The organism is Micromonospora sp. NPDC005806, from assembly GCF_042871425.1.
Taxonomy (GTDB): Bacteria; Actinomycetota; Actinomycetes; order Mycobacteriales; family Micromonosporaceae; genus Micromonospora.
In genome coordinates, this window is record NZ_JBIAIL010000033.1 from 57,458 (window position 1) to 80,641 (window position 23,184).

Genomic DNA, 23,184 nt, shown 5'->3' on the forward strand with positions numbered 1-23,184 from the left:
CGGCCGGGTGGGGATCGTGACGAGGAGGACCGACGTGACGCGCTCGATCAGGGGTTCCCGGGGGGCGGCCCTGCTGCTGGCCGGTACGGCGGCGGCGGCGAGCCTGCTGCTGTCCGGGTGTGGCGCCGGCCAGGTGGCCGAGACCGCCAAGAAGATCCCGTCGGTGCAGGGCGTCAACGTCCAGACCTCCGACAACCTCTACAAGGTGCGCGGCCTCTACGTGCAGTACCCGGGCGTCGAGGGCTACCGGGCGGGCGCGAACGCGCCGCTCAACGTCGTGATCTACAACGACAGCAAGGCCCCCGTCACGGTGACCGTCACCACCGACAGCGCGCGGGACATCCAGCTCACCGGCGCGGCCCAGAGCGGTGGCCCGTCGGCCGCCCCGACCGGCTCGCCCACCGAGCCGGCGTCCGCGTCGCCCAGCCCGACCCAGTCCGGCTTTGCCGAGTCGCCGTCCGCCTCGGCCAGCCCGTCGGCCTCGCCGAGCGAGGCGGCCCCGGCCGGCCGGCCGGCCCGGCTCGAGATCCCGGCCAACGGCTTCGTCCAGCTGATCGGCACCGGCGGCCAGTTCCTCCAGCTCGTCGGCCTGAACAACCAGCTGCTCGCCGGACAGCAGGTCAACCTGACCTTCGACTTCGGTGCCGGCAAGACCATCAAGACCGCGGCTCCGATCGGCGTCCCGCTGACCCCGAACCCGCCCGCCTCGCCGGTCGTCCACCCGCGCGAGGAGGCCGGCGCCGAGGGTGGTGTCGAGGGCGGCAGCCACGGCTGATCCGCCGAATCTCCGACGACACCGTCGGTGTGGCCAGCGCCACGCCGGCGGTGTCGCCGTTTCCGGGTGGGCTTTCGTCGTACCGCCCGGTTAGCGTCCTGGGGTGAGCACCTCCCGATCGACCTCCTCCCGTGCCACCCCCGCCACCGGCCGGAGCCGGAGCGCCGCCCGCGAGCCGCGCCCGGCCTACGAGTGCGACGCCTGCGGCCACCAGCCGCCCAAATGGGTCGGACGCTGTCCGGAGTGCGGCGAGTGGGGCTCGGTGGTCGAGTGCACGCTGACCGGGCCGATGGTCTCCGGCCGGGTGGTCAGCTCCCGGATGCCCGCCGAGCCGGCCCGCCCGATCGCCACCATCAGCGCCGCCCCGGCCCGGGCCCGGCCCACCGGGGTCAGCGAGCTCGACCGGGTGCTCGGTGGCGGGCTCGTCCCCGGCGCGGTGGTGCTGCTGGCCGGCGAGCCGGGGGTCGGCAAGTCCACCCTCCTGCTCGACGTGGCCCAGCAGTGGGCGGCCAACGCGGGCAGTGCGTCGCTGGTGGTCAGCGGCGAGGAGTCGGTCAGCCAGGTGCGGCTGCGCGCCGAGCGGATGGGCACCCTGCACGACCAGCTCTACCTGGCCGCCGAGAGCGACCTGTCGGCGGTGCTGGGCCACCTCGACGCGGTGCAGCCGGGGCTGCTGGTGCTCGACTCGGTGCAGACCATCTCCACCACCGGGACCGAGGGCGTGCCGGGCGGGGTGACCCAGGTCCGGGCGGTCACCGCGGCGCTGGTGGCGGTTGCCAAGGAGCGCGGCATCGCCACCGTGCTGGTGGGCCACGTGACCAAGGACGGCCAGGTCGCCGGCCCGCGGGTGCTGGAGCACCTGGTCGACGTGGTGCTGCACTTCGAGGGCGACAAGCACTCGTCGCTGCGGATGGTCCGGGGGGTGAAGAACCGGTTCGGCGCGGCCGACGAGGTGGGCTGTTTCGAGATGCACGAGGGCGGCATCAGCAGCCTGGCCGACCCGTCCGGCCTCTTCCTGACCCGCTACTCGGAGCCGGTGCCGGGCACCTGTGTCACGGTGGCCATGGAGGGGCGGCGGGCCCTGGTGACCGAGGTGCAGGCGCTGATCGGCGCCACCGTGGCCGGCTCGCCCCGGCGTACGGTCTCCGGTCTGGACGGCGCGCGGCTGGCGATGGTGCTGGCCGTGCTCCAGCGGCGCACCGAGCGGCTGACCCTGCACGACCGGGAGGTCTTCGCCGCCACGGTCGGTGGCATCCGGGTGGTCGAGCCGGCGGCCGATCTGGCCGTGGCGCTCGCGGTCGCCTCCGGCGGCCTCAACCTGGCCATCGCTCCGCACCTGGTGGCGATCGGCGAGGTCGGCCTCACCGGCGAGGTACGCCGGGTGGGGGCGGTCCCCCGCCGGCTGGCCGAGGCGGCCCGCCTCGGTTTCCGGCTGGCCCTGGTGCCGCCCGGCTGCGGCCCCGGCAGCAGCGGGGTGGCCCCGGAGAACATGCGGGTGATCGAGGTCACCGACGTGCGCGGCGCGCTCCAGGCTGCCGCCCGCGCGTCGGCCGAGTGACCCACGGTGAGGGTGCGGCGGGACCGGCTGGGCGATTCCGGACAGCCGGCACGCCCGGTCGACGACCGGCGGAGCCGGACATCGTGACACATCACAGTAACCACGAGAGCACCCACCGCACGGCAGTCCGTAGACTGTGCCCGTGCCGATCGACCGCGATGCCACCAAGCCCGCCGCGGCGACGCCGCACGCCCGCACCGGTGCCGTGGGCTCGTCCGCCCGTCCGATCAGCGTGAGCGTCACCGGGAGCCTCGGCGCCGGCGGCGACCCGCTGCGCGCCAACCTCGCCCTGATGGCGCCGGGCACCGCCCTGCGCGACGGGCTGGAGCGCATCCTGCGCGGCCGCACCGGCGCGCTCATCGTCCTCGGCTACGACAAGGTGGTCGACTCGATCTGCACCGGCGGCTTCCCGATGGACGTCGAGTTCTCCGCCACCCGGGTCCGCGAGCTGTGCAAGATGGACGGGGCGGTGGTCCTCTCCAGCGACGGCACCCGGATCGTCCAGGCCGGCGTGCACCTGATGCCCGACCCGTCCATTCCCACCGAGGAGTCCGGCACCCGGCACCGCACCGCCGAGCGGGTGGCCCGGCAGACCGGTTACCCGGTGATCTCGGTCAGCCAGTCGATGCGGATCATCAGCCTCTACGTCAACGGCCAGCGGCACGTGCTGGACGACTCGGCGGCGATCCTGTCCCGGGCCAACCAGGCCCTGGCCACCCTGGAGCGCTACAAGCTCCGGCTGGACGAGGTCTCCGGCACCCTCTCCGCGCTGGAGATCGAGGACCTGGTCACCGTGCGCGACGCGGTGGCCGTGGTGCAGCGGCTGGAGATGGTCCGCCGGATCGCCGACGAGATCGCCGGGTACGTGGTGGAGCTGGGCACCGACGGCCGCCTGCTCGCCCTCCAGCTCGACGAGCTGATGGCCGGCGTGGACGCCGACCGCACCCTGGTCATCCGGGACTACCTCCCGATCGGCCGCAAGTCGCGCACCCTCGACGAGGCGCTGGTCGAGCTGGACCTGCTCGGCGCCACCGAGCTGATCGACCTGGTCGCGGTGGCCAAGGCGATCGGCTACCCGTCCGCGTCCGACGCCCTCGACGCGGCGGTCAGCCCGCGCGGCTTCCGCCTGCTGGCCAAGGTCCCCCGGCTCCCCACGGCGGTGGTGGACCGGTTGGTGGTGCACTTCGGCAGCCTCCAGCGGCTGCTCGGCGCGACCGTGGAGGACCTCCAGGCGGTCGAGGGGGTGGGCGACGCCCGGGCCCGAGGTGTCCGCGAGGGCCTGTCCCGGCTCGCCGAGGCGTCCATCCTGGAACGCTACGTCTGACCCTGCCCGGCCGGGAGCCGGCGCGACGGCCGGCCGGGGCGTGGGTCAGCCGGTGATGGTGAGCTTCACCGGTTCGCTGAGCTTGGTGCCGACCCGGGCGAAGACCTGGTAGGTGCCGGGCTCTGCGAACTTGCCGTTGGCCAGGCCGTTCGCACAGCGCGTGCTGTATTTGCCGTTCCAGCCCAGCTCGTAGGAGCGCTCGAAGTTCGGCGTGAACGACTGCACGTCCGAGCCCTTGCCGGTGCCGCAGGTGTCCGAGGACCAGACCTTCTCCGCGCCCGACTTGACGAAGAGCTCCTGGAGGTCGGCGCCGACGTCCCGGCTGCAGGTCCGGTCCGCGACGTTCTTGATCTTGAGGCGGAGGGTCACCACCGTACCCTGCTGCGCGGTGGCCGGCAGGGCCACCGGGGTCACCCGGATCTCCGAGTCGGCGCAGGTCCCATCGTCGACCACGGGATTGGCCGGCGCGCCGACCCCACCGTCGTTCGACCTGGTGCCGCCGCCCGCCGGACCACCCTGCGCAGCGTCCGAGCCGCCCGAGTTTCCGCCGGCGTCGCCCGACGGAGCCCCGGTCTGCGGGGTCAGCACCGACCCGGTCGGGGCCGGGGCCGCCTCGGCGGTCGACGTCGCCGCGGGCCTCGTGCCCGGCGAACCGGTGTTGCGCGACCCGTCGCACGAGTAGAGCACAACAATCAGGAAGAGCAGCCCGGCTCCGAATACGACGGCGCGACGCCGCCAGTACACGGCGGGAGGCAGAGGGCCGACCGTCAGACGCATGATGCTTCACCGTAGCGGCGTAGCGCACGGCGTGGGGTACGACGCGCCGGAGGGTCCGGCCGCGCAGTGCGATTCCTCCACAGTGGAGGCCAACTCATCACCGAACGCCGCGGCCGGACCACGGTGAGTCAGAGATAGACCTTCCGCTGGTAGATGGCGTGCGCCCCGGCCACCCGGTCGAGAAAGAGCAGGCCGGCGCAGTGGTCGATCTCGTGCTGGAGCGCCCGCGCCTCGAAGCCGTCGGTGACCAGCCGGACCAGGTCGCCGGTGCCCGGGAGCACCCCTTCGACCACCAGCCGGCTGGCCCGCTTCACGTCACCGGTCAGGTCGGGCACCGACATGCAGCCCTCCCGCCCGGCCTTCCAACGGCTCGCCTCGACCACCTTCGCGTTGCAGACCACGAACGGGCCGTGCACGGTGACCGCCTTCGGATGCCCGGTCACGTCCACCGCGAAGACCTGGGCGCTCACTCCGACCTGCGGCGCCGCGAGGCCCACGCACCCCGGCGAGACGCGCATGGTGGCGACCAGGTCCGCGGCGAGGCGGACCACCTCGTCCGAGGTCGGATCCACCTCCGGGCCGGGTCGGCTGAGCGCCGGGTCCGGGGCGGCGACCACCGGGCGCACCGCACCGCGCCGCCCCAGCGCCGCCGGGGTCCAGCCGGCCAGGCCGACGTACTCCTCAGCCGTCACAGCAGGTCCGTGTCCGCCGGTCGGAGGCTGACGCCCACGCCCAGCTCGGCAGCGGTACGGGAGAGCCGCCCGGCCACCTCGTCGGCGCTGTCCGGCGGCAACTCCACCTCGGCGACCACCACATAGAGCGAGCCGGTCAACCGGGTGCTCAGGTCGGTCACGTTGCCGCCGGCGTCGGCCAGCACCCGGGTCATCGCGGCCACGATGCCCATCCGGTCCGCGCCGTGCACCGCCATCACATATGGCTCACCGGCCGGCGCGGTCTGCCCGTCGGGGGTGACCGCGCGTACGGTGGCCAGCAGCTGACCCTCGGCGACGAGCGGGGCCAGCGCGGCCTCGACCTCGGCGGCGGCCGGCCCCACGCAGATCAGCGTCATCGCGAAATGCCCCCGTAACCGGGTCATCGTAGAGTCGGTGAGGTTCGCGCCGAGCCGCGCGAGGGCCTCGGCGACGTCGGCCACGATGCCCGGCCGGTCCCGGCCGATGACGGTGATCGCGAGCTCGTTCATCCGGACATTCTGCCCCGTCGCCGCCGGGCGGCCGGGTGGGGCCGCCCGGCCCGCCCATCCTGCGGGAAGGTGGCCCGTGACATCATCGGCAGTCCGATGTCTGAGCCCACGTTCGCCGCCCTGGTCAGCCGCTGGTACGAGCGGAACGCCCGCGACCTGCCGTGGCGCAAGCCGGGCGTCGGTGCCTGGGCGATCCTGGTCAGCGAGGTCATGCTCCAGCAGACGCCGGTGGTCCGGGTGCTGCCCGCCTGGGAGGCGTGGCTGGCCCGCTGGCCCACCCCGGCCGCACTGGCGGACGACACTCCGGCCGAGGCGATCCGGATGTGGGGGCGGCTCGGCTACCCCCGCCGGGCGGTCCGGCTGCGGGAGTGCGCGACGGCGATCGTGGCGCGGCACGGCGGCCAGGTGCCGGACCGGCTGGACCAGTTGCTGGCGCTGCCCGGCGTCGGGACGTACACGGCCCGGGCGGTGGCCGCGTTCGCGTACGGGCAGCGGCATCCGGTGGTGGACACCAACGTACGCCGGGTGGTCTGCCGGGCGATCGCTGGCGAGCCGGACGCCGGCCCGGCCACCCGTCCCGCCGACCTGGTCGCCACCGAGGAACTGCTGCCGGTGGACCCGGCCGCCGCGGCGCTGGCCAGTGCCGCGTTCATGGAACTCGGCGCGGTGGTCTGCACCGCCCGCTCGCCCCGCTGCGCGGTCTGCCCGGTCGAGTCGGTCTGCGCCTGGCGGGCGTCCGGCCAGCAGGCACCGGCCGGCCCGACCCGCCGTCCCCAGCGGTACGCCGGCACCGACCGTCAGGTACGTGGCCTGCTGCTCGCGGTGCTCCGCCAGGCGACGGGGCCGGTCCCGCACCAGCGGCTGGACCAGGTGTGGCACGACGACGTGCAGCGCGCCCGGGCCCTGGCCGGGCTGGTCACCGACGGCCTGGTCGAACCGGTCGGCGAGGAGTCCTTCCGCCTCATCGGCGACGGCCCGCCGGTCCCCCTCCCCCGCCCCTGAAGCCGCACAGCGATGGTCCTGAATCACAGAAAGAGTGGCCATTCCGGGCTGGATGGCCACTCTTTCCAGGTGCAGATCTTGGGTTCCGGGGCGGGTGGGGGCTGGGGAGACGGAAAGGCGACGGCCCCGGTGGCTTTCGCCGACCGGGGCCGTCGCCCTGTATCAGATCTACCCGACGCTTACGCCGCGTCGTCCGCACCCGTGGCGGCGGTGCCGCCGAGGTCGGCCGGGACCGCGTCCGGCACGGCCACCGGCCGGTCGGCGCCCCGGAAGACGAGCTTGGACTTGTCGATGTTGCTCGGGTCGCCCTCGCAGTCCACCACCACGATCTGACCCGGGGTCAGCTCGTTGAAGAGGATCCGCTCGGAGAGGTTGTCCTCGATGTCACGCTGGATCGTGCGACGCAGCGGCCGCGCGCCCAGCACCGGGTCGAAGCCCTTCTTCGCCAGGTACTTCTTGGCGTTGTCGGTCAGCTCCAGGCCCATGTCCTTGTTCTTCAGCTGCGTCTCGATCCGGGCGATCATGATGTCCACGATCTGGAGGATCTCGTTCTCGCGCAGCTGGTGGAAGACGATGGTGTCGTCGATCCGGTTCAGGAACTCGGGCCGGAAGTGCTGCTTGAGCTCGTCGTTGACCTTCTGCTTCATCCGGTCGTAGTTCGACTCGGAGTCCTCAGAGGCCTGGAAGCCCAGCGACACCGCCTTGGCGACGTCCCGCGTGCCGAGGTTGGTGGTCAGGATGATGACCGTGTTCTTGAAGTCCACGATCCGACCCTGGCCATCGGTGAGCCGCCCGTCCTCCAGGATCTGGAGGAGCGTGTTGAACACGTCCGGGTGGGCCTTCTCGATCTCGTCGAAGAGGACCACCGAGAACGGCCGACGGCGCACCTTCTCGGTCAGCTGCCCGCCCTCGTCGTAGCCGACGTAGCCGGGAGGCGCACCCACCAGCCGGGACACCGTGTACCGGTCGTGGAACTCGGACATGTCCAGCTGGATGAGGGCGTCCTCGCTCCCGAAGAGGAACTCGGCGAGCGCCTTGGAGAGCTCGGTCTTACCCACACCGGACGGGCCGGCGAAGATGAACGAGCCGGACGGGCGCTTCGGGTCCTTCAGGCCGGCCCGGGTCCGCCGGATCGCCTTCGAGACCGCCTTGACCGCGTCCTCCTGGCCGATGACGCGCTTGTGCAGCTCGTCCTCCATGCGCAGCAGGCGCGAGGTCTCCTCCTCGGTCAGCTTGTAGACCGGGATGCCGGTCCAGTTGCCGAGCACCTCGGCGATCTGCTCGTCGTCGACCTCGCTGACGACGTCCAGGTCACCGGCCTTCCACTCCTTCTCCCGCTGGGCCTTCTGGCCGAGCAGCTGCTTCTCCTTGTCGCGGAGCTGAGCGGCCCGCTCGAAGTCCTGCGCGTCGATCGCGGACTCCTTGTCGCGGCGGACCTGGGCGATCCGCTCGTCGAAGTCACGCAGGTCTGGCGGCGCGGTCATCCGGCGGATCCGCATCCGGGCACCGGCCTCGTCGATCAGGTCGATCGCCTTGTCCGGCAGGAAGCGGTCCGAGATGTACCGGTCGGCCAGAGTCGCGGCAGCCACGAGAGCGGCGTCCGTGATCGAGACCCGGTGGTGCGCCTCGTAGCGGTCCCGCAGGCCCTTGAGGATCTCGATGGTGTGAGCCAGCGAGGGCTCACCCACCTGGATCGGCTGGAAGCGGCGCTCGAGGGCGGCGTCCTTCTCCAGGTGCTTGCGGTATTCGTCGAGCGTGGTGGCGCCGATGGTCTGCAGCTCACCACGGGCCAGCATCGGCTTGAGGATGCTGGCGGCGTCGATCGCACCCTCGGCGGCACCCGCACCCACCAGGGTGTGGATCTCGTCGATGAAGAGGATGATGTCGCCGCGGGTGCGGATCTCCTTGAGCACCTTCTTGAGGCGCTCCTCGAAGTCACCGCGGTAACGGGAACCGGCGACCAGGGCACCGAGGTCGAGCGTGTAGAGCTGCTTGTCCTTCAGCGTCTCGGGCACCTCGCCCTTGATGATCTTCTGGGACAGCCCCTCCACCACGGCGGTCTTACCGACGCCGGGCTCACCGATCAGGACCGGGTTGTTCTTGGTCCGGCGGGACAGCACCTGCATGACCCGCTCGATTTCCTTCTCGCGCCCGATGACCGGGTCGAGCTTGCCCTCACGGGCGGCCTGGGTCAGGTTGCGGCCGAACTGGTCCAGCACGAGGCTGGTCGACGGCGCGGCCTCGCCCGGCGTGGCGCCCGCCGCGGCCGGCTCCTTGCCCTGGTAGCCGGAGAGCAGCTGGATCACCTGCTGGCGGACCCGGTTGAGGTCCGCGCCGAGCTTGACCAGCACCTGGGCGGCGACGCCCTCACCCTCACGGATCAGACCGAGCAGGATGTGCTCCGTGCCGATGTAGTTGTGGCCGAGCTGCAGCGCCTCGCGCAGCGACAGCTCCAGCACCTTCTTGGCCCGCGGCGTGAACGGGATGTGCCCGCTCGGCGCCTGCTGGCCCTGGCCGATGATCTCCTCGACCTGCTGACGGACGCCCTCGAGGGAGATGCCGAGGCTCTCCAGGGCCTTTGCCGCGACACCCTCACCCTCGTGGATCAGGCCCAGCAGGATGTGCTCCGTACCGATGTAGTTGTGGTTGAGCATCCGGGCCTCTTCCTGGGCCAGGACGACAACCCGTCGCGCTCGGTCGGTGAACCGCTCGAACATGCCCTCGTGCTCCTCACGTGCCGTGCGCCTTGATGGTCTAGATCTTGGCGGGGCCGGTGCGCGGACGTCCGGGACGGGCGTCCGTGCCTCCTTACTCTATCGCCGCAGACCGACTCCGCTGAGGTCGTGTGTCCCCGCGAATGGCCGTTCACGCGTCGTTTCTGACAACCGTCCGCGCTCAGCAGGTGTTCCGGTACCCCTGCCTGTACGCGCAGAGCGAAATTCGACCGTCGATGGAAAAGGCCGGTCGCGGCCTCCCGGACGACTGCCGGGGCTCGGGGCAGGCGGCTCTTGGGCCGACCGCCGGTCATCCACAGCCTGTGGACACCATCTCCACCGCCTGTGGACAACTCGGTCGGGGGGCGGTTTCTTCCCGACCCCGGCCCGGCTTCGCCAGGCGCCCGGTCAGCGCCGGCCCGGACCGGACAGACGGCGCACGGGGGCGGAAACGGCGACGCCGGCCCGGAGTGGCACTCCGGTCCGGCGTCGGTGTCGCCCGGCTGGTCGGCTCAGAGGCCGGCCTTCGCGTGGTACTCGTCGACGATCTCCTGCGGGATGCGGCCCCGGTCGGAGATGTCCTTGCCGGCCTTCTTGGCCCAGGCCCGGATCGCCTTGTTCTGCTCGCGGTCGGCGGTGGCACCGCCCCGACCCCGCGCGGCCCGGCCGCCCACGACCACGCCGCCGCGACCGACCTTGGTCCCGTTCGCGATGTACTGAGCGAATACGTCGCGCAATTTCTCGGCGTTCGAAGCCGAGAGGTCGATCTCGTACTGCACGCCGTCCAGCGCGAACTTGACGGTCTCGTCAGCGTCCCCGCCGTCCAGGTCATCGACCAGCTTGTGAATGATCTGCTTGGCCACAGCCCACATTCCTTTCGAGCAGGGTTGTGCTCCTGCAATACAGGAGAACAATAACCCGCACGATGCTCGCCGCGTCAATAGGATGCGGTAACGACCCGGGAACGGTGCCGGCTACTCCGGCCGGACCAACGGGAACAGGATCGTTTCCCGAATTCCGAGCCCGGTCAGCGCCATCAGAAGACGGTCGATTCCCATTCCCATACCGCCGGCCGGCGGCATTCCGTACTCCATCGCCCGGAGAAAGTCCTCGTCGAGTCGCATGGCCTCGTCGTCACCGCGCGCCGCGAGCTGGGCCTGGGCCACCAGCCGCTCCCGCTGCACCACCGGGTCGACCAGCTCCGAGTACCCCGTGCCCAGCTCGAAGCCGAGGACGTAGAGGTCCCACTTCTCGACCAGCCCCGGCTCGCTGCGGTGCGCCCGGACCAGCGGGCTCGTCTCCTCCGGGTAGTCGCGCACGAAGGTGGGCGCCTGCAGCGACGGGACGACCAACTCCTCGAACAGCTCCTCGGCCAGCTTGCCCGGACCCCACTTCGGGTCGACGGCGAGCCCGACCTTGTCCGCGTACTCGACCAGGCGGGACCTCTCGGTGCGTACGGTGACCTCCTCACCGAGCGCCTCGGAAAGGACACCGAACAGCGTCACCGACCGCCACTCGCCGCCCAGATCGAACTCGCGGGCGTCGGCGTGGGTGACCACCGTCGAGCCCGCAACCGCGATCGCCGCCTGCTGCACGAGATTGCGGGTCAGCTCGGCGATCGTGTCGTAGTTGCCGTACGCCTCGTATGTCTCCAGCATCGCGAACTCCGGCGAGTGCGACGAGTCGATCCCCTCGTTCCGGAAGTTGCGGTTGATCTCGAAGACCCGGTCCACTCCGCCGACCAGCGCCCGCTTGAGAAACAGTTCCGGCGCGATTCGCAGATACAGATCGGTGTTCAGCGCATTGCTGTGGGTGACGAATGGGCGGGCCGCCGCGCCACCGTGCAGCAGCTGGAGCATCGGGGTCTCCACCTCGATGAAGTCCTGGGCGTGCAGGGTGTCCCGCAGACTGCGCACGGTGGTCGCCCGGGTCCGCACCATCTGCCGCGCCTGCGGACGGACGACCAGGTCCACGTACCGCTGGCGGACCCGGGCCTCCTCGCTCAGCGGCTTGTGCGCCACCGGCAGCGGGCGCAGCGCCTTGGCGGTGACCGCCCACTCCTCGGCCAGCACGGACAGCTCGCCGCGCCGGCTGGTGATCACCTCGCCGGTGACCCCGACGTGGTCGCCGAGGTCGACCAGGCGCTTCCAGTCCTCCAGCCGCTCGGCGCCGACCCGGTCCAGCGAGAGCATCGCCTGCAGTTCGGTGCCGTCGCCGTCCCGGAGGGTGGCGAAGCAGAGCTTGCCGGTGTTCCGTACGAAGATCACCCGGCCGGTGACCGAGACCCGGTCGCCGGTCGCGGTGTCGGTCGGCAGGTCGGCGTACTGCTCGCGGATCTTCGCCAGCGTGCTGGTCCGCGGGAAGCCGACCGGGTACGGCTCGACGCCCTCGGCGAGCATCCGGTCGCGCTTCTCCCGGCGGACCTTCATCTGCTCCGGAAGGTCGTCGGCGGGGTCCACTGGAACGGCGTTCTGCTCGGTCACGGCACGCTTCCTCAAGAAGGGAGATTTCGGCGGGGTCAGGCTCCGAGCGTACTCAAGGGCCCAGCTGGCCGTTACCGGATAACCTGCCGGCCATGACGGACCCCACTCAGGCGCTCTCCTTCGGCGTCGCCGCCGCCGAGTACGACCGATTCCGCCCCCGCTACCCGGCGGAGGCGCTGCGCTGGGCGCTGGACGGCGTGGCCGCCCCGGCCCAGGTGATCGACCTCGGCGCGGGCACCGGCATCCTCACCCGCGGCGTGCTCGCGCTCGGGCACCAGGTCGTACCGGTGGAACCTGATCCGGGAATGCGGGGGCAACTGGCCGTGGCCACCCCGGGCACGACGGCGCTGGCCGGCAGCGCCGAGGCGGTGCCGTTGCCGGCCGGGTCGGCGGACGCGGTGCTGGTGGGGCAGGCGTACCACTGGTTCGACAAGGAGCCCGCCCACGCCGAGATCGCGCGCGTGCTGCGCCCCGGCGGCACGTTCGCCCCGATCTGGAACGTCCGGGACGAGCGGGTCGCCTGGGTGGCCGAGCTGAGCCGGATTGCCCACATCGGGGACAACGCCGGCAACGTTCTCGAGAAGTACGCCGACTTCGGCCCCGCCTTCACCCCGGTCGAGCTGGGCGAATTCGCCCATGCCACCACGCTCACCCCCGACGAGCTGGTCGGCATGCTGCACACCCGCTCCTACTGGCTGACCGCGTCGACCGAGGAGCAGGAAAAGATCGACCGCGAGCTGCGCGACCTCTTCGCCACCCATCCGGACCTGGTCGGCCGGGAGACCGTCGAACTGCCCTACCAGACGTTCGTCTTCAGATCCCGGCGGCGCTGAACCACCCACAAGGATCAGATGTTGCGCTCGTACACCATCCGCAGCCCGATCAGGGTGATCATCGGCTCGTGGTGGGTGATCGTGCGGCACTCGTTGAGCACCAGCGAGGCCAGGCCACCGGTGGCGATCACCGCCTTCACCTCGCCCAGTTCCTCGGTCATCCGCTCGACGATCCGGTCCACCTGGCCGGCGAAGCCGAAGTAGAGGCCGGCCTGGAGGCACTCGACGGTGTTCTTGCCGATCACCGACCGGGGCTTGGTGGCCTCCACCTTGCGCAGCTGGGCGGCGCGGGCGGCGAGCGCGTCGAAGGAGATCTCGATACCCGGCGCGAACGCGCCGCCGAGGAACTCGCCCCGGCCGCTGATCACGTCGAAGTTGGTGGTGGTGCCGAAGTCGACCACAATCGACGGCCCGCCGTAGAGGGTGTACGCGGCCAGGGTGTTGACCACCCGGTCCGCGCCCACCTCCTTCGGGTTGTCGATGGCGAGCTGCACGCCGGTGCGTACCCCGGGCTCGACGATCACGCTGGGCAGGTCCGCGTAGTAGCGGGACAGCATGGTGCGCAGCGAGCGCAGCGCGGCGGGCACCGTCGAACAGGCGGCCACTCCGGTGATCTCCACGGCGTCACCGGCCAGCAGCCCCCGGAACATCAGGCCCAGCTCGTCCGCGGTGGAACGGGCATCGGTCTTGATCCGCCAGGAGTGCACCAGCTTGTCGCCGTCGAAGGTCGCCAGCACGGTGTTGGTGTTTCCGATGTCGATGCAGAGCAGCACGCTGGCAGCCTAGACGCTCACTCCTCGCGCAGATCCAGGGCGATGTCCAGGATCGGCGATGAGTGGGTCAGCGCGCCCACCGAGAGGAAGTCGACGCCGGTCGCGCCGTACTCGGCGGCCACCGGCAGAGTCAGCCCGCCGGTCGCCTCCAGCTCGGCCCGGTCGCCCACCGCGGCGACCACCTCGCGGAGCTGCGCCGGGGTCATGTTGTCCAGCAGCAGGAAGTCGGCGCCGGCCTCGACCGCCTCCACCGCCTCGGCCAGGGTGTCCACCTCCACCTGCACCGGCACGTCCGGGAACGCCTCCCGGACCCGGCGGTAGGCGGCCCCGATCCCGCCCGCGGCCACCTTGTGGTTGTCCTTGATCATGGCGACGTCGTGCAGGCCCATCCGCTTGTTGGTGCCGCCGCCGGCGCGGACCGCGTACTTCTCCAGGGCGCGCAGGCCCGGGGTGGTCTTGCGGGTGTCCAGCACCATCGCCTTGGTGCCGGCCAGCGCGTCGGCCCAGGCCCGGGTGTGGGTGGCCACCCCGGACATCCGGCAGAGCAGGTTGAGCGCCGTCCGCTCGGCGGTGAGCAGCAGCCGGGTCGGGCCGGTCACCGTGGCCAGCACGTCGCCGCGCGCCACCCGCTGCCCGTCGTGGGCCACCAGCGACACCTCGACGGTACGGTCCGCGCCGGTCACCTCCCCCACCAGCTCGAACACGGCCGCCGCCACCGGCAGCCCGGCGACCACGCCGTCCGCCCGGGCCACCAGGTCGGCGGTGTCGTTCTGCCCGCCGCGGATGGTGGCGACGCTGGTGACGTCGAGGAAGTCCGGACCCAGGTCCTCGGTGAGCGCGTCGACGATCACCCGACGCACCTGCTCCGGGTCCAGGCCACCGGCCCGCAGCGCCCGTTCCGTCGACTCCCTCACTGTGCCTCCTTCGTTCGCGACTGCGGGGCTCGCAGGACCGGCTCACTCCTCGCGCTCACTGTGCCTCCCAACGCTCGGTCAACCGGCTCTCCGCCCCGATTCCGCCGACGAGGTGGCCCAGCCACCGGTCGTCGATCGTCGGGAAGTCCTCCCGCCAGTGGCAGCCCCGGGTCTCCCGGCGGGTGTACGCGGCGGCGACCAGGGACGACGCCACGGTGATCAGGTTCGTCGCCTCCCAGTCGGCGGTGCGCGGGACGCCCCGGCCCTGCCCCAGCTCGGACAGCGTGGCGGCCGTCCCGGCCAGGGTCGGCGCCGAGCGCAGCACGCCGGCACCCCGGGTCATCGCCTGCTGCAGGGCCGGCGTGCCCTCGGCCGGCACCACCCAGCCCTGGCCACCCACCCAGGCGCCGGTCTCCGCCGGCCTGGCCTGCTCGGGCAGCCCGGCGGCGATGTCCTCGGCGATCCGCCGGGAGAAGACCAGCCCCTCCAGCAGCGAGTTGCTGGCCAGCCGGTTCGCGCCGTGCACCCCGGTGCAGGCGACCTCGCCGCAGGCGTACAGCCCGGGGATGGAAGTGCGGCCGTGCAGGTCGGTGCGGACCCCGCCGGAGGCGTAGTGGGCCGCCGGGGCGACCGGGATCAGGTCGGTGGCCGGGTCCACGCCGATGGCCAGGCAGGAGGCGACGATGGTCGGGAAGCGCCGGGCCAGGAAGTCCCCGCCGAGGTGGCGCGCGTCCAGGAAGACGTGGTCCGCGCCGGTGGCCAGCAGCACCCGGTGGATGCCCTTGGCGACCACGTCCCGGGGAGCCAGCTCGGCCAGCTCGTGCTGCCCGACCATGAACCGCTTGCCGTCGCCGTCGACCAGGTGGGCGCCCTCGCCGCGCAGCGCCTCGGAGACCAGCGGCTGCTGGGCCAGCCCGGCGCCGGGGCCGCCGGCCGGCACGATCAGCGCGGTCGGGTGGAACTGCACGAACTCCAGGTCGGTGACGGCCGCGCCGGCCCGCATGGCGAGCGCCACGCCGTCACCCGTGGAGACCGCCGGGTTGGTGGTGGCCGCGAAGATCTGCCCCATCCCGCCGGTGGCCAGCACCACCGCCCGGGCCAGGATCGCCCCGACGCCGTCCTCGCTGCCCTCGCCGAGCACGTGCAGGGTGATGCCGCAGGCCGGGCCGAGCCCGCCGGGACCGTCGCCCGGGGCGCGCAGCAGGTCCAGCACCAGGGCGTGCTCGACCAGCCGGATCCACGGGTCACGGCGGACCGCCGCGTGCAGCGCCCGCTGCACCTCGGCCCCGGTGGCGTCGCCGCCCGCGTGCACGATCCGGTCGGCCCGGTGGCCGCCCTCCCGGGTGAGCATCAGCGAGCCGTCCGGATTGCGGTCGAACTCCGCCCCGATCCGCATCAGCTCGCGCAACCGGGTCGGGCCCTCCTCCACCAGCACCCGGACCGCCGCCGGGTCGCAGAGGCCGACGCCGGCCACCTCGGTGTCGTACGCGTGCGCGGCCGGGGTGTCGGTCGGGTCGAGCACCGCGGCGATACCGCCCTGCGCCCAGCGGGTCGAGCCCTCGTCGATGTTGACCTTGGTGACCACAGTGACGTGCAGCCCCGCCTCGCGCAGGTGCAGCGCGGCGGTCAGCCCGGCGACGCCGGAGCCGACGACGATCACATCGGTGGTCTCCACCCACCCGGGAGCGGGCGCGGCGAGCAGCCTGGGCAGGGCCGGCAGGTCGACGGTCGGAAGGTCCATGAGCACAGTCAACCCGAAGGCGTCTCATCCCGGGCGGCGGGGGCGGGACGAGTGGTTTCGGCTACCTCGTCCGGACCGGCAGGCCGGCCGGACCCGGCCCTCGCCGGCTCAGTTGAGGGCGGCGGCCAGGGGGTTGGGAATCGGGTCGCCGGCGGTGCCGGGGGCAGCCGTGGTCGGGTCGGCGGTCAGGTCGACGACCTTGTTGTCCGCGTCGACGTGCACCACCCGCGGCTGGTACGTGCGGGCCTCGGCGTCGTCCATCTGCCCGTACGAGATCAGGATGACCAGGTCGCCCGGGTGCACCAGGTGCGCGGCGGCACCGTTGATGCCGATCACGCCACTGCCGCGCCGCCCCGGGATCACGTACGTCTCCAGCCGGGCCCCGTTGGTGATGTCCACGATCGCCACCTGCTCGCCGGGGAGCAGGTCGGCCGCGTCGAGCAGATCCTCGTCCACGGTCACCGAGCCGACGTAGTGCAGGTCGGCCTGGGTCACCGTGGCCCGGTGGATCTTCGACTTGAGCATGGTCCGGAACATCGGGGTGCCTTTCAGCGGGTGTGGTGGTTGGTCACGGGCGCGGCGCGAGGTGGAGCGCCGCGTTGTCGATCAGGCGGGTGGTGCCGACCCAGGCCGCGATCAGCAGCCGCGCCGGGCCGGCGACAGGCCCCGGTTCCAGGTCGGCGTCGGTGAGCACCAGGTAGTCGAGGCGGGCGCCCGGCGTACCGGAGTCGAAGGCGCGGTGGGCGGCGGCCAGCACCGCGCCCGCGTCCGCGCCCTGCTCGGCTGCCTCGACGCCGGCCCGCAGCGCACCGGAGAGGCTCAGCGCCACCTGCCGCTCCTCCGGCGAGAGGTAGCGGTTGCGGGAGGAGAGGGCGAGCCCGTCCGGCTCGCGTACGGTCGGCACGCCGACGATCTCGACCGGCACGTCCAGGTCCCGGACCATCCGCCGGACCAGGGTGAGCTGCTGGTAGTCCTTCTCGCCGAAGAAGGCCAGGTCGGGGCCGGTGAGCTGGAGCAGCTTCAGGACCACCGTGAGCACCCCGTGGAAGAAGCCGGGACGGCTCTGCCCCTCCAGGTCCTCGCCGAGCGGACCCGGGTTCACCCGGACCTTCGGCTGACCCTCCGGGTACATGTCGGTCACCGCCGGGGCGAAGACCACGTCGACACCGGCCCGCCGGCAGATGTCCAGGTCGGCCTCGAGGGTGCGCGGGTAGCGGTCGAAGTCCTCGTTCGGGCCGAACTGCAGCGGGTTCACGAAGATCGTGACGATGACGTGGTCGGCCCGCTCCCGGGCGGCCCGCAACAGCGTCTCGTGCCCCGAGTGCAGCGCGCCCATGGTCATCACCACGCCGACGGTGCCGGTCAGGCCGTCGCGCGCCGCCGCCAACTCCTTGCGCGTGTGCACCAGCTCGGTCATGCCGCCACCTCCCCGTAGATGCCACTCAGCACGTCCAGCAGCGACTCCGCGTCCGCCGGGCGCAGCCGGCCCGCGGCGATCGCCCGGTCCGCGGTCCTCCTGGCCAACGCCAGGTAGGGGGGCACGGATTCCGGCGCGGTCGCCGCCAGCTTGACCAGGTGCCGGCGTACGGTGCCCGCGTCGCCCCGGGACACCGGGCCGGTGAGCGCGTCGTCGCCGAGCCGCAGGGCGTTCTCCAGGGCGGCCCGCAGCAGCGGGGCGAGCACCTTCTCCGGCCGGTCCACCCCCGCGTCGCGCAGCCGGTCGGCCGCCTCGTTGACCAGGGTCACCAGGTGGTTGGCGCCGTGCGCCAGCGCCGCGTGGTAGAGCGCCCGGTCACCCTCGGCCACCCACTCGGGCACCCCGCCCAGGTCGGCGACCAACCGGGCGGCGAACGCACGCAGCTCGGCCGGGGCGGTCACCCCGTACGAGATGCCGGTGAGGCGGGACAGGTCGTCCGGCGTACCGGTGAAGGTCATCGCCGGGTGCAGCGCCAGCGGCCGGGCGCCCACGGCGGCGGCCGGGGCGAGGACGGCCAGCCCGTGCGCGCCGGAGGTGTGCGCGACGACCTGGCCGGGGCGCAGCGCGCCGGCCTCGGCCAGCCCGGCGACCACGCCGGCCAGGGCGTCGTCGGGGACGGCGACGATCAGCAGGTCGGTGGCGGCGCGGGCGACGGCGGTCGCGGAGCGGGTCGGGGTCTGCGGCATCAGCAGCGCCATTCGGGCCTGCGCGGCCCCGGAGGCGCCGGAGGCGGCGACCACCCGGTGGCCGGCGGCGACGAGGGCCGCGCCGAGCACGGAACCGACCCGGCCGGCGCCGATCACGCCGACGGTGAGGGTGCGCGGGAAGACGAGCGGGGCGTCGGGGGGCCCGGGCCGGGCAGCCGGACGCGGGCGCAGCGGTGCGCTCATGGCAGTCGATCCAGTCCTCGAAGGGGGTACCGGTCGATCGCAAGTATGCGCCGGGGTCACGGAACCAGAACAAGCATGTGTGAAAACCTTCACCGGCCATGGCAAACCGGTTTCAACGGTCACGTCAGGTGTCGGTCCAGGTGGCTACCCTACGGCTCGTGCCGAAGCGGATCGTGGTGGACGACGACGGGATCCGGACCGAGGGCGGACCCGGGTACCCGTGGTCCGAGATCGTGTCCGTGGGGATCTGCGTCCTGGTCCTGCCGCCCGCCGACCAACGCCTCCGCTACCTGGACGTCGGCCACGTGTCCGGCGACTTCCTTGAGCTGAACGAGGATCTCGACGGGTGGCCGGAGGCGGTCGCGGCGATCATGGCCCGGTCCGGGCGGCCCGGCCCCGATCTCGACCCGGAACCGGTGGGCGGCTGCGTGGAGATCTGGCCGGCCCGTACCGTCGGCGGGTGACCTCGAGCGAGCGGCTGCCCTGGCGGGTGGCGATGGACCGGGCGCTCTACGGGCCGGACGGCTTCTTCGTCTCGGGCGCCGGACCGGCCGCCCACTTCCGCACCAGCGTGCACGCCTCCCCGGTGTTCGCGTCCTGCCTGCTGCGCTTGCTCTCCTCCCTTGATCATGCTCTCGGGCATCCCGCTCGTCTTCATGTGGTGGACGTGGGTGCGGGTCGGGGCGAGCTGCTCCGGGCCCTGCTCGCGGGGGTTTCGGGGGAGCCCGCCCGTCCGTCACCCTCCGGGCCCGGCTCGTTCTCCACCGGGCCCTCGCCCGCCGCGCCGGTTCCGCTGGCCCATCGGGTACGTCTCACCGCCGTCGAACGGGCCCCCCGACCCGAGAATCTGCCAGCGGAGATCGACTGGGTGGACGAGATCCCCGACCGGATTACCGGCCTGCTGGTGGCCACCGAGTGGCTGGACAACGTCCCGGTGGACCTGGCTGTGCGGGCCGACGACGGCTGGCGCTACCTGCTGGTGGACCCGAAGACCGGCGACGAGTCGATTGGCGACCCGGTCGGCGCCGAGGACGCCGACTGGCTGGACCACTGGTGGCCGACCCCGGCGAGCGACGCCACCATCCCGATCACGATCGGGCTCCCCACCGGAGCGAGAGCCGAGATCGGCCGGACCAGAGACGAAGCCTGGGCCGGCGCCGTGGGACACCTCGACCGAGGACTCGCCTTGACCGTGGACTACGGACACCTGAAGGGCGAGCGGCCGGTGGGCGGGACGTTGACCGGGTACCGGGGTGGCCGGCAGGTGACGCCGGTGCCGGACGGGTCGTGTGACGTCACGGCGCACGTCGCCATGGACTCGGTCGCCTTTGCCGGTGAGCGGATTGCCCGGTGTGCGTACACGCTGGTCTCGCAGCGGGAGGGGCTCCGGGCGCTCGGGGCCCACGGCGGGCGACCACCGCTGAGCCTGGCCTCCCGCGACCCCGCCGGGTACGTGCGGGCCCTCGCTGCCGCATCGACGGTGGCCGAGCTGACCGACCCGGCCGGCCTCGGCGGGCACTGGTGGCTGCGGCAACCGGTCGGCGGCGTCGACCTCGATCCGTTCGTGGCACGATGGCGGGCATGACCACGGACGCCGGCGACCTCCGCGAACTGACCGTCGGCACCGGCGCCGGCGGGGAGCAACTCGGCACCGACATGGTGCTGAACATCGGCCCGCAGCACCCGTCCACGCACGGCGTGCTGCGGCTACGGCTGGTACTCGACGGGGAGCGGGTGGTCTCCGCCGAGCCGATCGTCGGCTACATGCACCGGGGCGCGGAGAAGCTCTTCGAGGTACGCGACTACCGGCAGATCATCGTGCTGGCCAACCGGCACGACTGGCTGTCCGCGTTCTCCAGCGAGCTGGGCGTGGTGCTCGCGGTCGAGCGGCTGATGGGCATGGAGGTGCCGGAGCGCGCGGTCTGGCTGCGGATGGCCCTCGCGGAGCTGAACCGGGTGCTCAACCACCTGATGTTCCTCGGCTCGTACCCGCTGGAGATCGGCGCGATCACGCCGATGTTCTACGCGTTCCGGGAGCGGGAGACCCTCCAGGCGGTGATGGAGGAGGCCTCCGGCGGCCGGATCCACTACATGTACAACCGGGTCGGCGGGCTGAAGGAGGAGGTGCCGGCCGGCTGGACCGGACGGGCCCGGGCGGCCATCGGCGAGGTGCGCCGGCGGTTGCCCGACCTGGACAACCTGATCCGGCGCAACGAGATCTTCCTGGCCCGCACCGTCGGGGTGGGCGTGCTGTCGGCGGCCGACGCCGCCGCGTTCGGCGCGTCCGGGCCGGTCGGCCGGGCCTCCGGACTGGACCTGGACCTCCGCCGGGACGAGCCCTACCTGGCCTACGATCAGCTCGACGTGCCGGTGGTGACCCGGACGACCGGGGACTGCCACGCCCGCTTCGAGGTGCTGCTCGACCAGGTGTACGTCTCGCTCGACCTCGCCGAGCAGTGCCTGGACCGGGTGGACCGGCTCACCGGGCCGGTGAACACCCGGCTGCCCAAGGTGCTCAAGGCCCCCGAGGGGCACACCTACGCCTGGACCGAGAATCCGCTCGGCATCAACGGCTACTACCTGGTGTCCCGGGGCGAGAAGACCCCGTGGCGGCTCAAGCTGCGCACCGCCTCGTACGCGAACGTGCAGGCGCTGGCCACGCTGCTACCGGGCTGCCTGGTCCCGGACCTGATCGCCATCCTCGGCTCGATGTTCTTCGTGGTCGGCGACATCGACAAGTAGGCTGCCGCCCCACCGGCGACGCCGGGTCAGCGCCAGCGGTCGGCGGAGCGGGTGCCGCCGGCCCGGGGCGCGTCGTCCCGGGGCGGGTAGCCGTACCGCTCGTCGCCGTACCGGACCGGCTCGGGCTCGACCTGGCGCCACTCGGGCTGGCCGCTGCGCTGCGTCGGTGGGCGCCACTCGTCCGGTACGGGCACCCCGCCGGCGGGGAGCGCCGGGCGATCGCCGTCCGCCCAGCCGGAGGCCGTGTCCGCCCCGCCGCCGTAGGCACCACCCTGGTCGCGGCGGGGCTCCCGGACAGACGCCCAACGGTCCTCGACCCGGTACTCGGCGCCGCCGCCGTCCGCGTGCACCGCCGCCCGCCGCTCCCCGACCCGGATCTCCCGGCCGCGCTCGTCGTCCCGGACCGAGGCCCAGCGGTTGCCGGCGCGCAGCTCCGACCAGTAGTCGCCGTCCGGGTCGTCGGCGGCAACGGCGGCCCGGTCGGCGGGCTCGGACGGGGCCCAGCCGCGGGCGTCCGACGACGTCCAGCCCTCACCCGGGCCGGCCCAGTCCCGCTCGTCGCGGGAGCCGGCCCGGCCGGCCTCATCTCGGGAGTCGGCCCAGCCCCGCTCGTCACGGGACGCGTCCCGGCCCGCCGACCAGTCGTCGTGCGATCCGGTGCGGCCGGGCGCCCAGGACCGCTCGTCGGCCGGGCCGCCCGAGGCCGCCGACCAGGAACGCCGGTCACCCGCCCCGGTCTGGCCCGCCGACCAGGCGCGGTCGCCGCCCTGACCCGCCGACCAGCCATGATCGTCGCCGGACACCGCCGGCCCACCGGCCCGGCCGGCAGCCGCCCATGGGTGGTCCCGGACCGGGCTGCCGGCGGCGTCGTCCGGGGATCCGGTCGACCGGGACCAGTCCCGATCCTCCCGGGACCCGCCCTGGCCGGCCCAGGACCGGTCGTCGCCGGCACCGCGCTGCCCGGCCCGGTTCTCGGGGAACCCGCGCTCCTCCGGTGGAGACCAGCGGCCGGCGTAGCCGCCGTATCGGGGGTCCGCGTCGGCACCACCGTCCACGATGGTGTGCCGGGTGGTGACGTGCACGGTCTCGGTGTGGTGCACCACCCCGACCTGGCGGGGGCCCGGCTCCGGCCGGCCGTCCGGCTCCGGGGTGCGCGGCGCCCCGTACACTCCCGACTGGGGCCGGTCGCCACCGGATCCGGAACGGTCCGTGCCGGAGCGGGCGCCGGACTGCGGGCGGCGGGTCGGCTCGTCCTCGTCCTGGCCGGCGGCCTGCCCCCAGGCCGTCGCGGTCGGCTCCGGCGCGCCGTAGCGGGAGCGCCTGTCGTCGTACGTCTCGGCGGCCGGCACGCGCGCCCGTCCCCCGGCCGGCTCCGCCGCGGGCGGGGCGGTGATCCCCGCGGCGGCGGCCATCCCGGCGGCCGCCGCGTCGAGGCGGCGGCGCAGCGTGGTGATCGAGTCCTCGGTCCGTTGCGCCTGGTCGAGCGCCTGGTTGCCGCGCTGGGCCGCGGCCACGATCTCACTGCGCAGCTCCCGGCGGAGCTGCTCCATCTCGTCGCGCAGCTCGTCGGCGCCGGCCGCCGCCCGGCCGCCGTCCGCCCGCAGCGCGACGGAGAGACCGATCAGCACCACGGCGAGGATCGCCAGCACGGCGCCGAACCGCAGCGGACCGTTGCCGTCGCCGACGAGGAGGATCAGCGCGGCCAGGGGCGCGACCCCCACGCCGATCCAGAACAGGACGGTCAGCAGTGAGGTGCGCTTCTCGGCGGGGGTAACCGGGGCGGGCATGGCTGAGCAATCTACCGAGACTTCCCCCGGTAGGGAACGCCCCGTGGTGGCCGCCCGGGCCCCCGGGCCCGCGGGGGCCCGGCGGGGGCCGGGGGGGGCGGCGCGCGCCGCGGCGCGCGGCGGCGGGGTCCCCCCCGCCGGCGGGGGGCCCCGGGGCCGGCCCGGGGCCGCCGCCGGGGGCCCGCCCACCCCG

General features: G+C 73.1%; 21 protein-coding genes. 8 read left to right on the forward strand and 13 right to left on the reverse strand.

Features of this window, described 5'->3' with window-relative positions; genetic code table 11:
- Positions 1-34 precede the first annotated feature (34 nt).
- The 3 genes from ACFYOS_RS27475 to disA all read left to right on the forward strand — a co-directional run bounded on the left by ACFYOS_RS27475 (position 35) and on the right by disA (position 3,657).
- A complete protein-coding gene (locus ACFYOS_RS27475) occupies positions 35-775 on the forward strand; it encodes a hypothetical protein (protein ID WP_387147558.1) in 741 nt (246 codons plus the stop codon).
- Between the two features lie 103 nt (positions 776-878).
- Entirely contained in the window at positions 879-2,333 is a 1,455-nt protein-coding gene (gene radA / locus ACFYOS_RS27480) for a DNA repair protein RadA (RefSeq protein ID WP_387147561.1), read from the forward strand.
- A 142-nt stretch (positions 2,334-2,475) separates the two neighbouring features.
- Positions 2,476-3,657 carry a DNA integrity scanning diadenylate cyclase DisA gene (gene disA / locus ACFYOS_RS27485; RefSeq protein WP_387147564.1) on the forward strand — a complete coding sequence of 394 codons (1,182 nt, stop codon included), beginning with the start codon at positions 2,476-2,478 and terminating at the stop codon, positions 3,655-3,657.
- A 45-nt stretch (positions 3,658-3,702) separates the two neighbouring features.
- Here disA and ACFYOS_RS27490 read toward each other — a convergent pair whose 3' ends face one another.
- The 3 genes from ACFYOS_RS27490 to ACFYOS_RS27500 form a co-directional block, all read right to left on the reverse strand.
- Positions 3,703-4,434 (reverse strand): hypothetical protein, encoded by a 732-nt coding sequence (locus tag ACFYOS_RS27490; protein WP_387147567.1) that lies wholly within the window; start codon positions 4,432-4,434, stop codon positions 3,703-3,705.
- Positions 4,435-4,562: 128 nt separating this feature from the next.
- On the reverse strand, positions 4,563-5,126 hold the full coding sequence (locus tag ACFYOS_RS27495; protein ID WP_387147570.1) for a peptide deformylase: 564 nt from the start codon (positions 5,124-5,126) through the stop codon (positions 4,563-4,565).
- Positions 5,123-5,635, reverse strand: a complete 513-nt coding sequence (locus ACFYOS_RS27500) for a glycine cleavage system protein R (RefSeq protein WP_387147572.1) — start codon at positions 5,633-5,635, stop codon at positions 5,123-5,125. Before ACFYOS_RS27500 ends, ACFYOS_RS27495 begins: the two co-directional genes overlap by 4 nt.
- Before the next feature lie 96 nt (positions 5,636-5,731).
- Here ACFYOS_RS27500 and ACFYOS_RS27505 point away from each other — a divergent pair, with 96 nt between their 5' ends.
- Positions 5,732-6,637: an A/G-specific adenine glycosylase gene (locus ACFYOS_RS27505; RefSeq protein ID WP_387147575.1), complete on the forward strand. Its 906-nt coding sequence runs from the start codon at positions 5,732-5,734 to the stop codon at positions 6,635-6,637.
- 179 nt (positions 6,638-6,816) lie between these two features.
- On the opposite strand, the gene ACFYOS_RS27510 is transcribed toward ACFYOS_RS27505, so the two are convergent.
- The 3 genes from ACFYOS_RS27510 to lysS all read right to left on the reverse strand — a co-directional run bounded on the left by ACFYOS_RS27510 (position 6,817) and on the right by lysS (position 11,834).
- A complete protein-coding gene (locus ACFYOS_RS27510) occupies positions 6,817-9,354 on the reverse strand; it encodes an ATP-dependent Clp protease ATP-binding subunit (protein ID WP_387147578.1) in 2,538 nt (845 codons plus the stop codon).
- Between the two features lie 509 nt (positions 9,355-9,863).
- Positions 9,864-10,214, reverse strand: coding sequence for an Lsr2 family protein (locus tag ACFYOS_RS27515; RefSeq protein ID WP_387147581.1), 351 nt, complete (start codon positions 10,212-10,214; stop codon positions 9,864-9,866).
- Between the two features lie 111 nt (positions 10,215-10,325).
- Complete coding sequence (gene lysS, locus ACFYOS_RS27520; RefSeq protein ID WP_387147583.1) at positions 10,326-11,834, reverse strand: lysine--tRNA ligase; 1,509 nt, start codon at positions 11,832-11,834, stop codon at positions 10,326-10,328.
- 92 nt (positions 11,835-11,926) lie between these two features.
- Between lysS and ACFYOS_RS27525 the strand changes: the two genes are divergently transcribed.
- Complete coding sequence (locus tag ACFYOS_RS27525) at positions 11,927-12,667, forward strand: class I SAM-dependent methyltransferase (protein ID WP_387147586.1); 741 nt, start codon at positions 11,927-11,929, stop codon at positions 12,665-12,667.
- A 14-nt stretch (positions 12,668-12,681) separates the two neighbouring features.
- Here the strand turns inward: ACFYOS_RS27525 and ACFYOS_RS27530 are convergent, their stop codons facing one another.
- The 6 genes from ACFYOS_RS27530 to ACFYOS_RS27555 all read right to left on the reverse strand — a co-directional run bounded on the left by ACFYOS_RS27530 (position 12,682) and on the right by ACFYOS_RS27555 (position 18,462).
- Entirely contained in the window at positions 12,682-13,440 is a 759-nt protein-coding gene (locus tag ACFYOS_RS27530; RefSeq protein ID WP_387147589.1) for a type III pantothenate kinase, read from the reverse strand.
- 17 nt (positions 13,441-13,457) lie between these two features.
- Positions 13,458-14,354 (reverse strand): carboxylating nicotinate-nucleotide diphosphorylase, encoded by an 897-nt coding sequence (gene nadC, locus ACFYOS_RS27535; RefSeq protein ID WP_387147592.1) that lies wholly within the window; start codon positions 14,352-14,354, stop codon positions 13,458-13,460.
- A 55-nt stretch (positions 14,355-14,409) separates the two neighbouring features.
- Positions 14,410-16,095, reverse strand: a complete 1,686-nt coding sequence (locus ACFYOS_RS27540; RefSeq protein WP_387147594.1) for an L-aspartate oxidase — start codon at positions 16,093-16,095, stop codon at positions 14,410-14,412.
- Between the two features lie 108 nt (positions 16,096-16,203).
- Positions 16,204-16,632, reverse strand: a complete 429-nt coding sequence (gene panD, locus ACFYOS_RS27545) for an aspartate 1-decarboxylase (RefSeq protein WP_387147596.1) — start codon at positions 16,630-16,632, stop codon at positions 16,204-16,206.
- Between the two features lie 31 nt (positions 16,633-16,663).
- Positions 16,664-17,512: a pantoate--beta-alanine ligase gene (gene panC / locus ACFYOS_RS27550; protein ID WP_387147599.1), complete on the reverse strand. Its 849-nt coding sequence runs from the start codon at positions 17,510-17,512 to the stop codon at positions 16,664-16,666.
- The gene (locus ACFYOS_RS27555) at positions 17,509-18,462 is read right to left on the reverse strand and encodes a Rossmann-like and DUF2520 domain-containing protein (RefSeq protein ID WP_387147603.1); all 954 of its coding nucleotides are present in this window, start codon (positions 18,460-18,462) and stop codon (positions 17,509-17,511) included. The genes panC and ACFYOS_RS27555 overlap by 4 nt, the downstream gene beginning before the upstream one ends.
- 158 nt (positions 18,463-18,620) lie before the next feature.
- On the opposite strand from ACFYOS_RS27555, the gene ACFYOS_RS27560 reads away from it, so the two are divergent.
- From ACFYOS_RS27560 to ACFYOS_RS27570, 3 genes are read left to right on the forward strand one after another with little or no spacing between them, the layout of a single operon-like run.
- The gene (locus tag ACFYOS_RS27560; protein WP_387147606.1) at positions 18,621-18,926 is read left to right on the forward strand and encodes a hypothetical protein; all 306 of its coding nucleotides are present in this window, start codon (positions 18,621-18,623) and stop codon (positions 18,924-18,926) included.
- A 32-nt stretch (positions 18,927-18,958) separates the two neighbouring features.
- On the forward strand, positions 18,959-20,047 hold the full coding sequence (locus ACFYOS_RS27565; protein ID WP_387147620.1) for an SAM-dependent methyltransferase: 1,089 nt from the start codon (positions 18,959-18,961) through the stop codon (positions 20,045-20,047).
- Positions 20,035-21,204, forward strand: a complete 1,170-nt coding sequence (locus ACFYOS_RS27570; RefSeq protein ID WP_387147609.1) for an NADH-quinone oxidoreductase subunit D — start codon at positions 20,035-20,037, stop codon at positions 21,202-21,204. The genes ACFYOS_RS27565 and ACFYOS_RS27570 overlap by 13 nt, the downstream gene beginning before the upstream one ends.
- 26 nt (positions 21,205-21,230) lie before the next feature.
- On the opposite strand, the gene ACFYOS_RS27575 is transcribed toward ACFYOS_RS27570, so the two are convergent.
- Positions 21,231-22,991, reverse strand: coding sequence for a hypothetical protein (locus ACFYOS_RS27575; RefSeq protein ID WP_387147612.1), 1,761 nt, complete (start codon positions 22,989-22,991; stop codon positions 21,231-21,233).
- Positions 22,992-23,184: the final 193 nt, after the last annotated feature.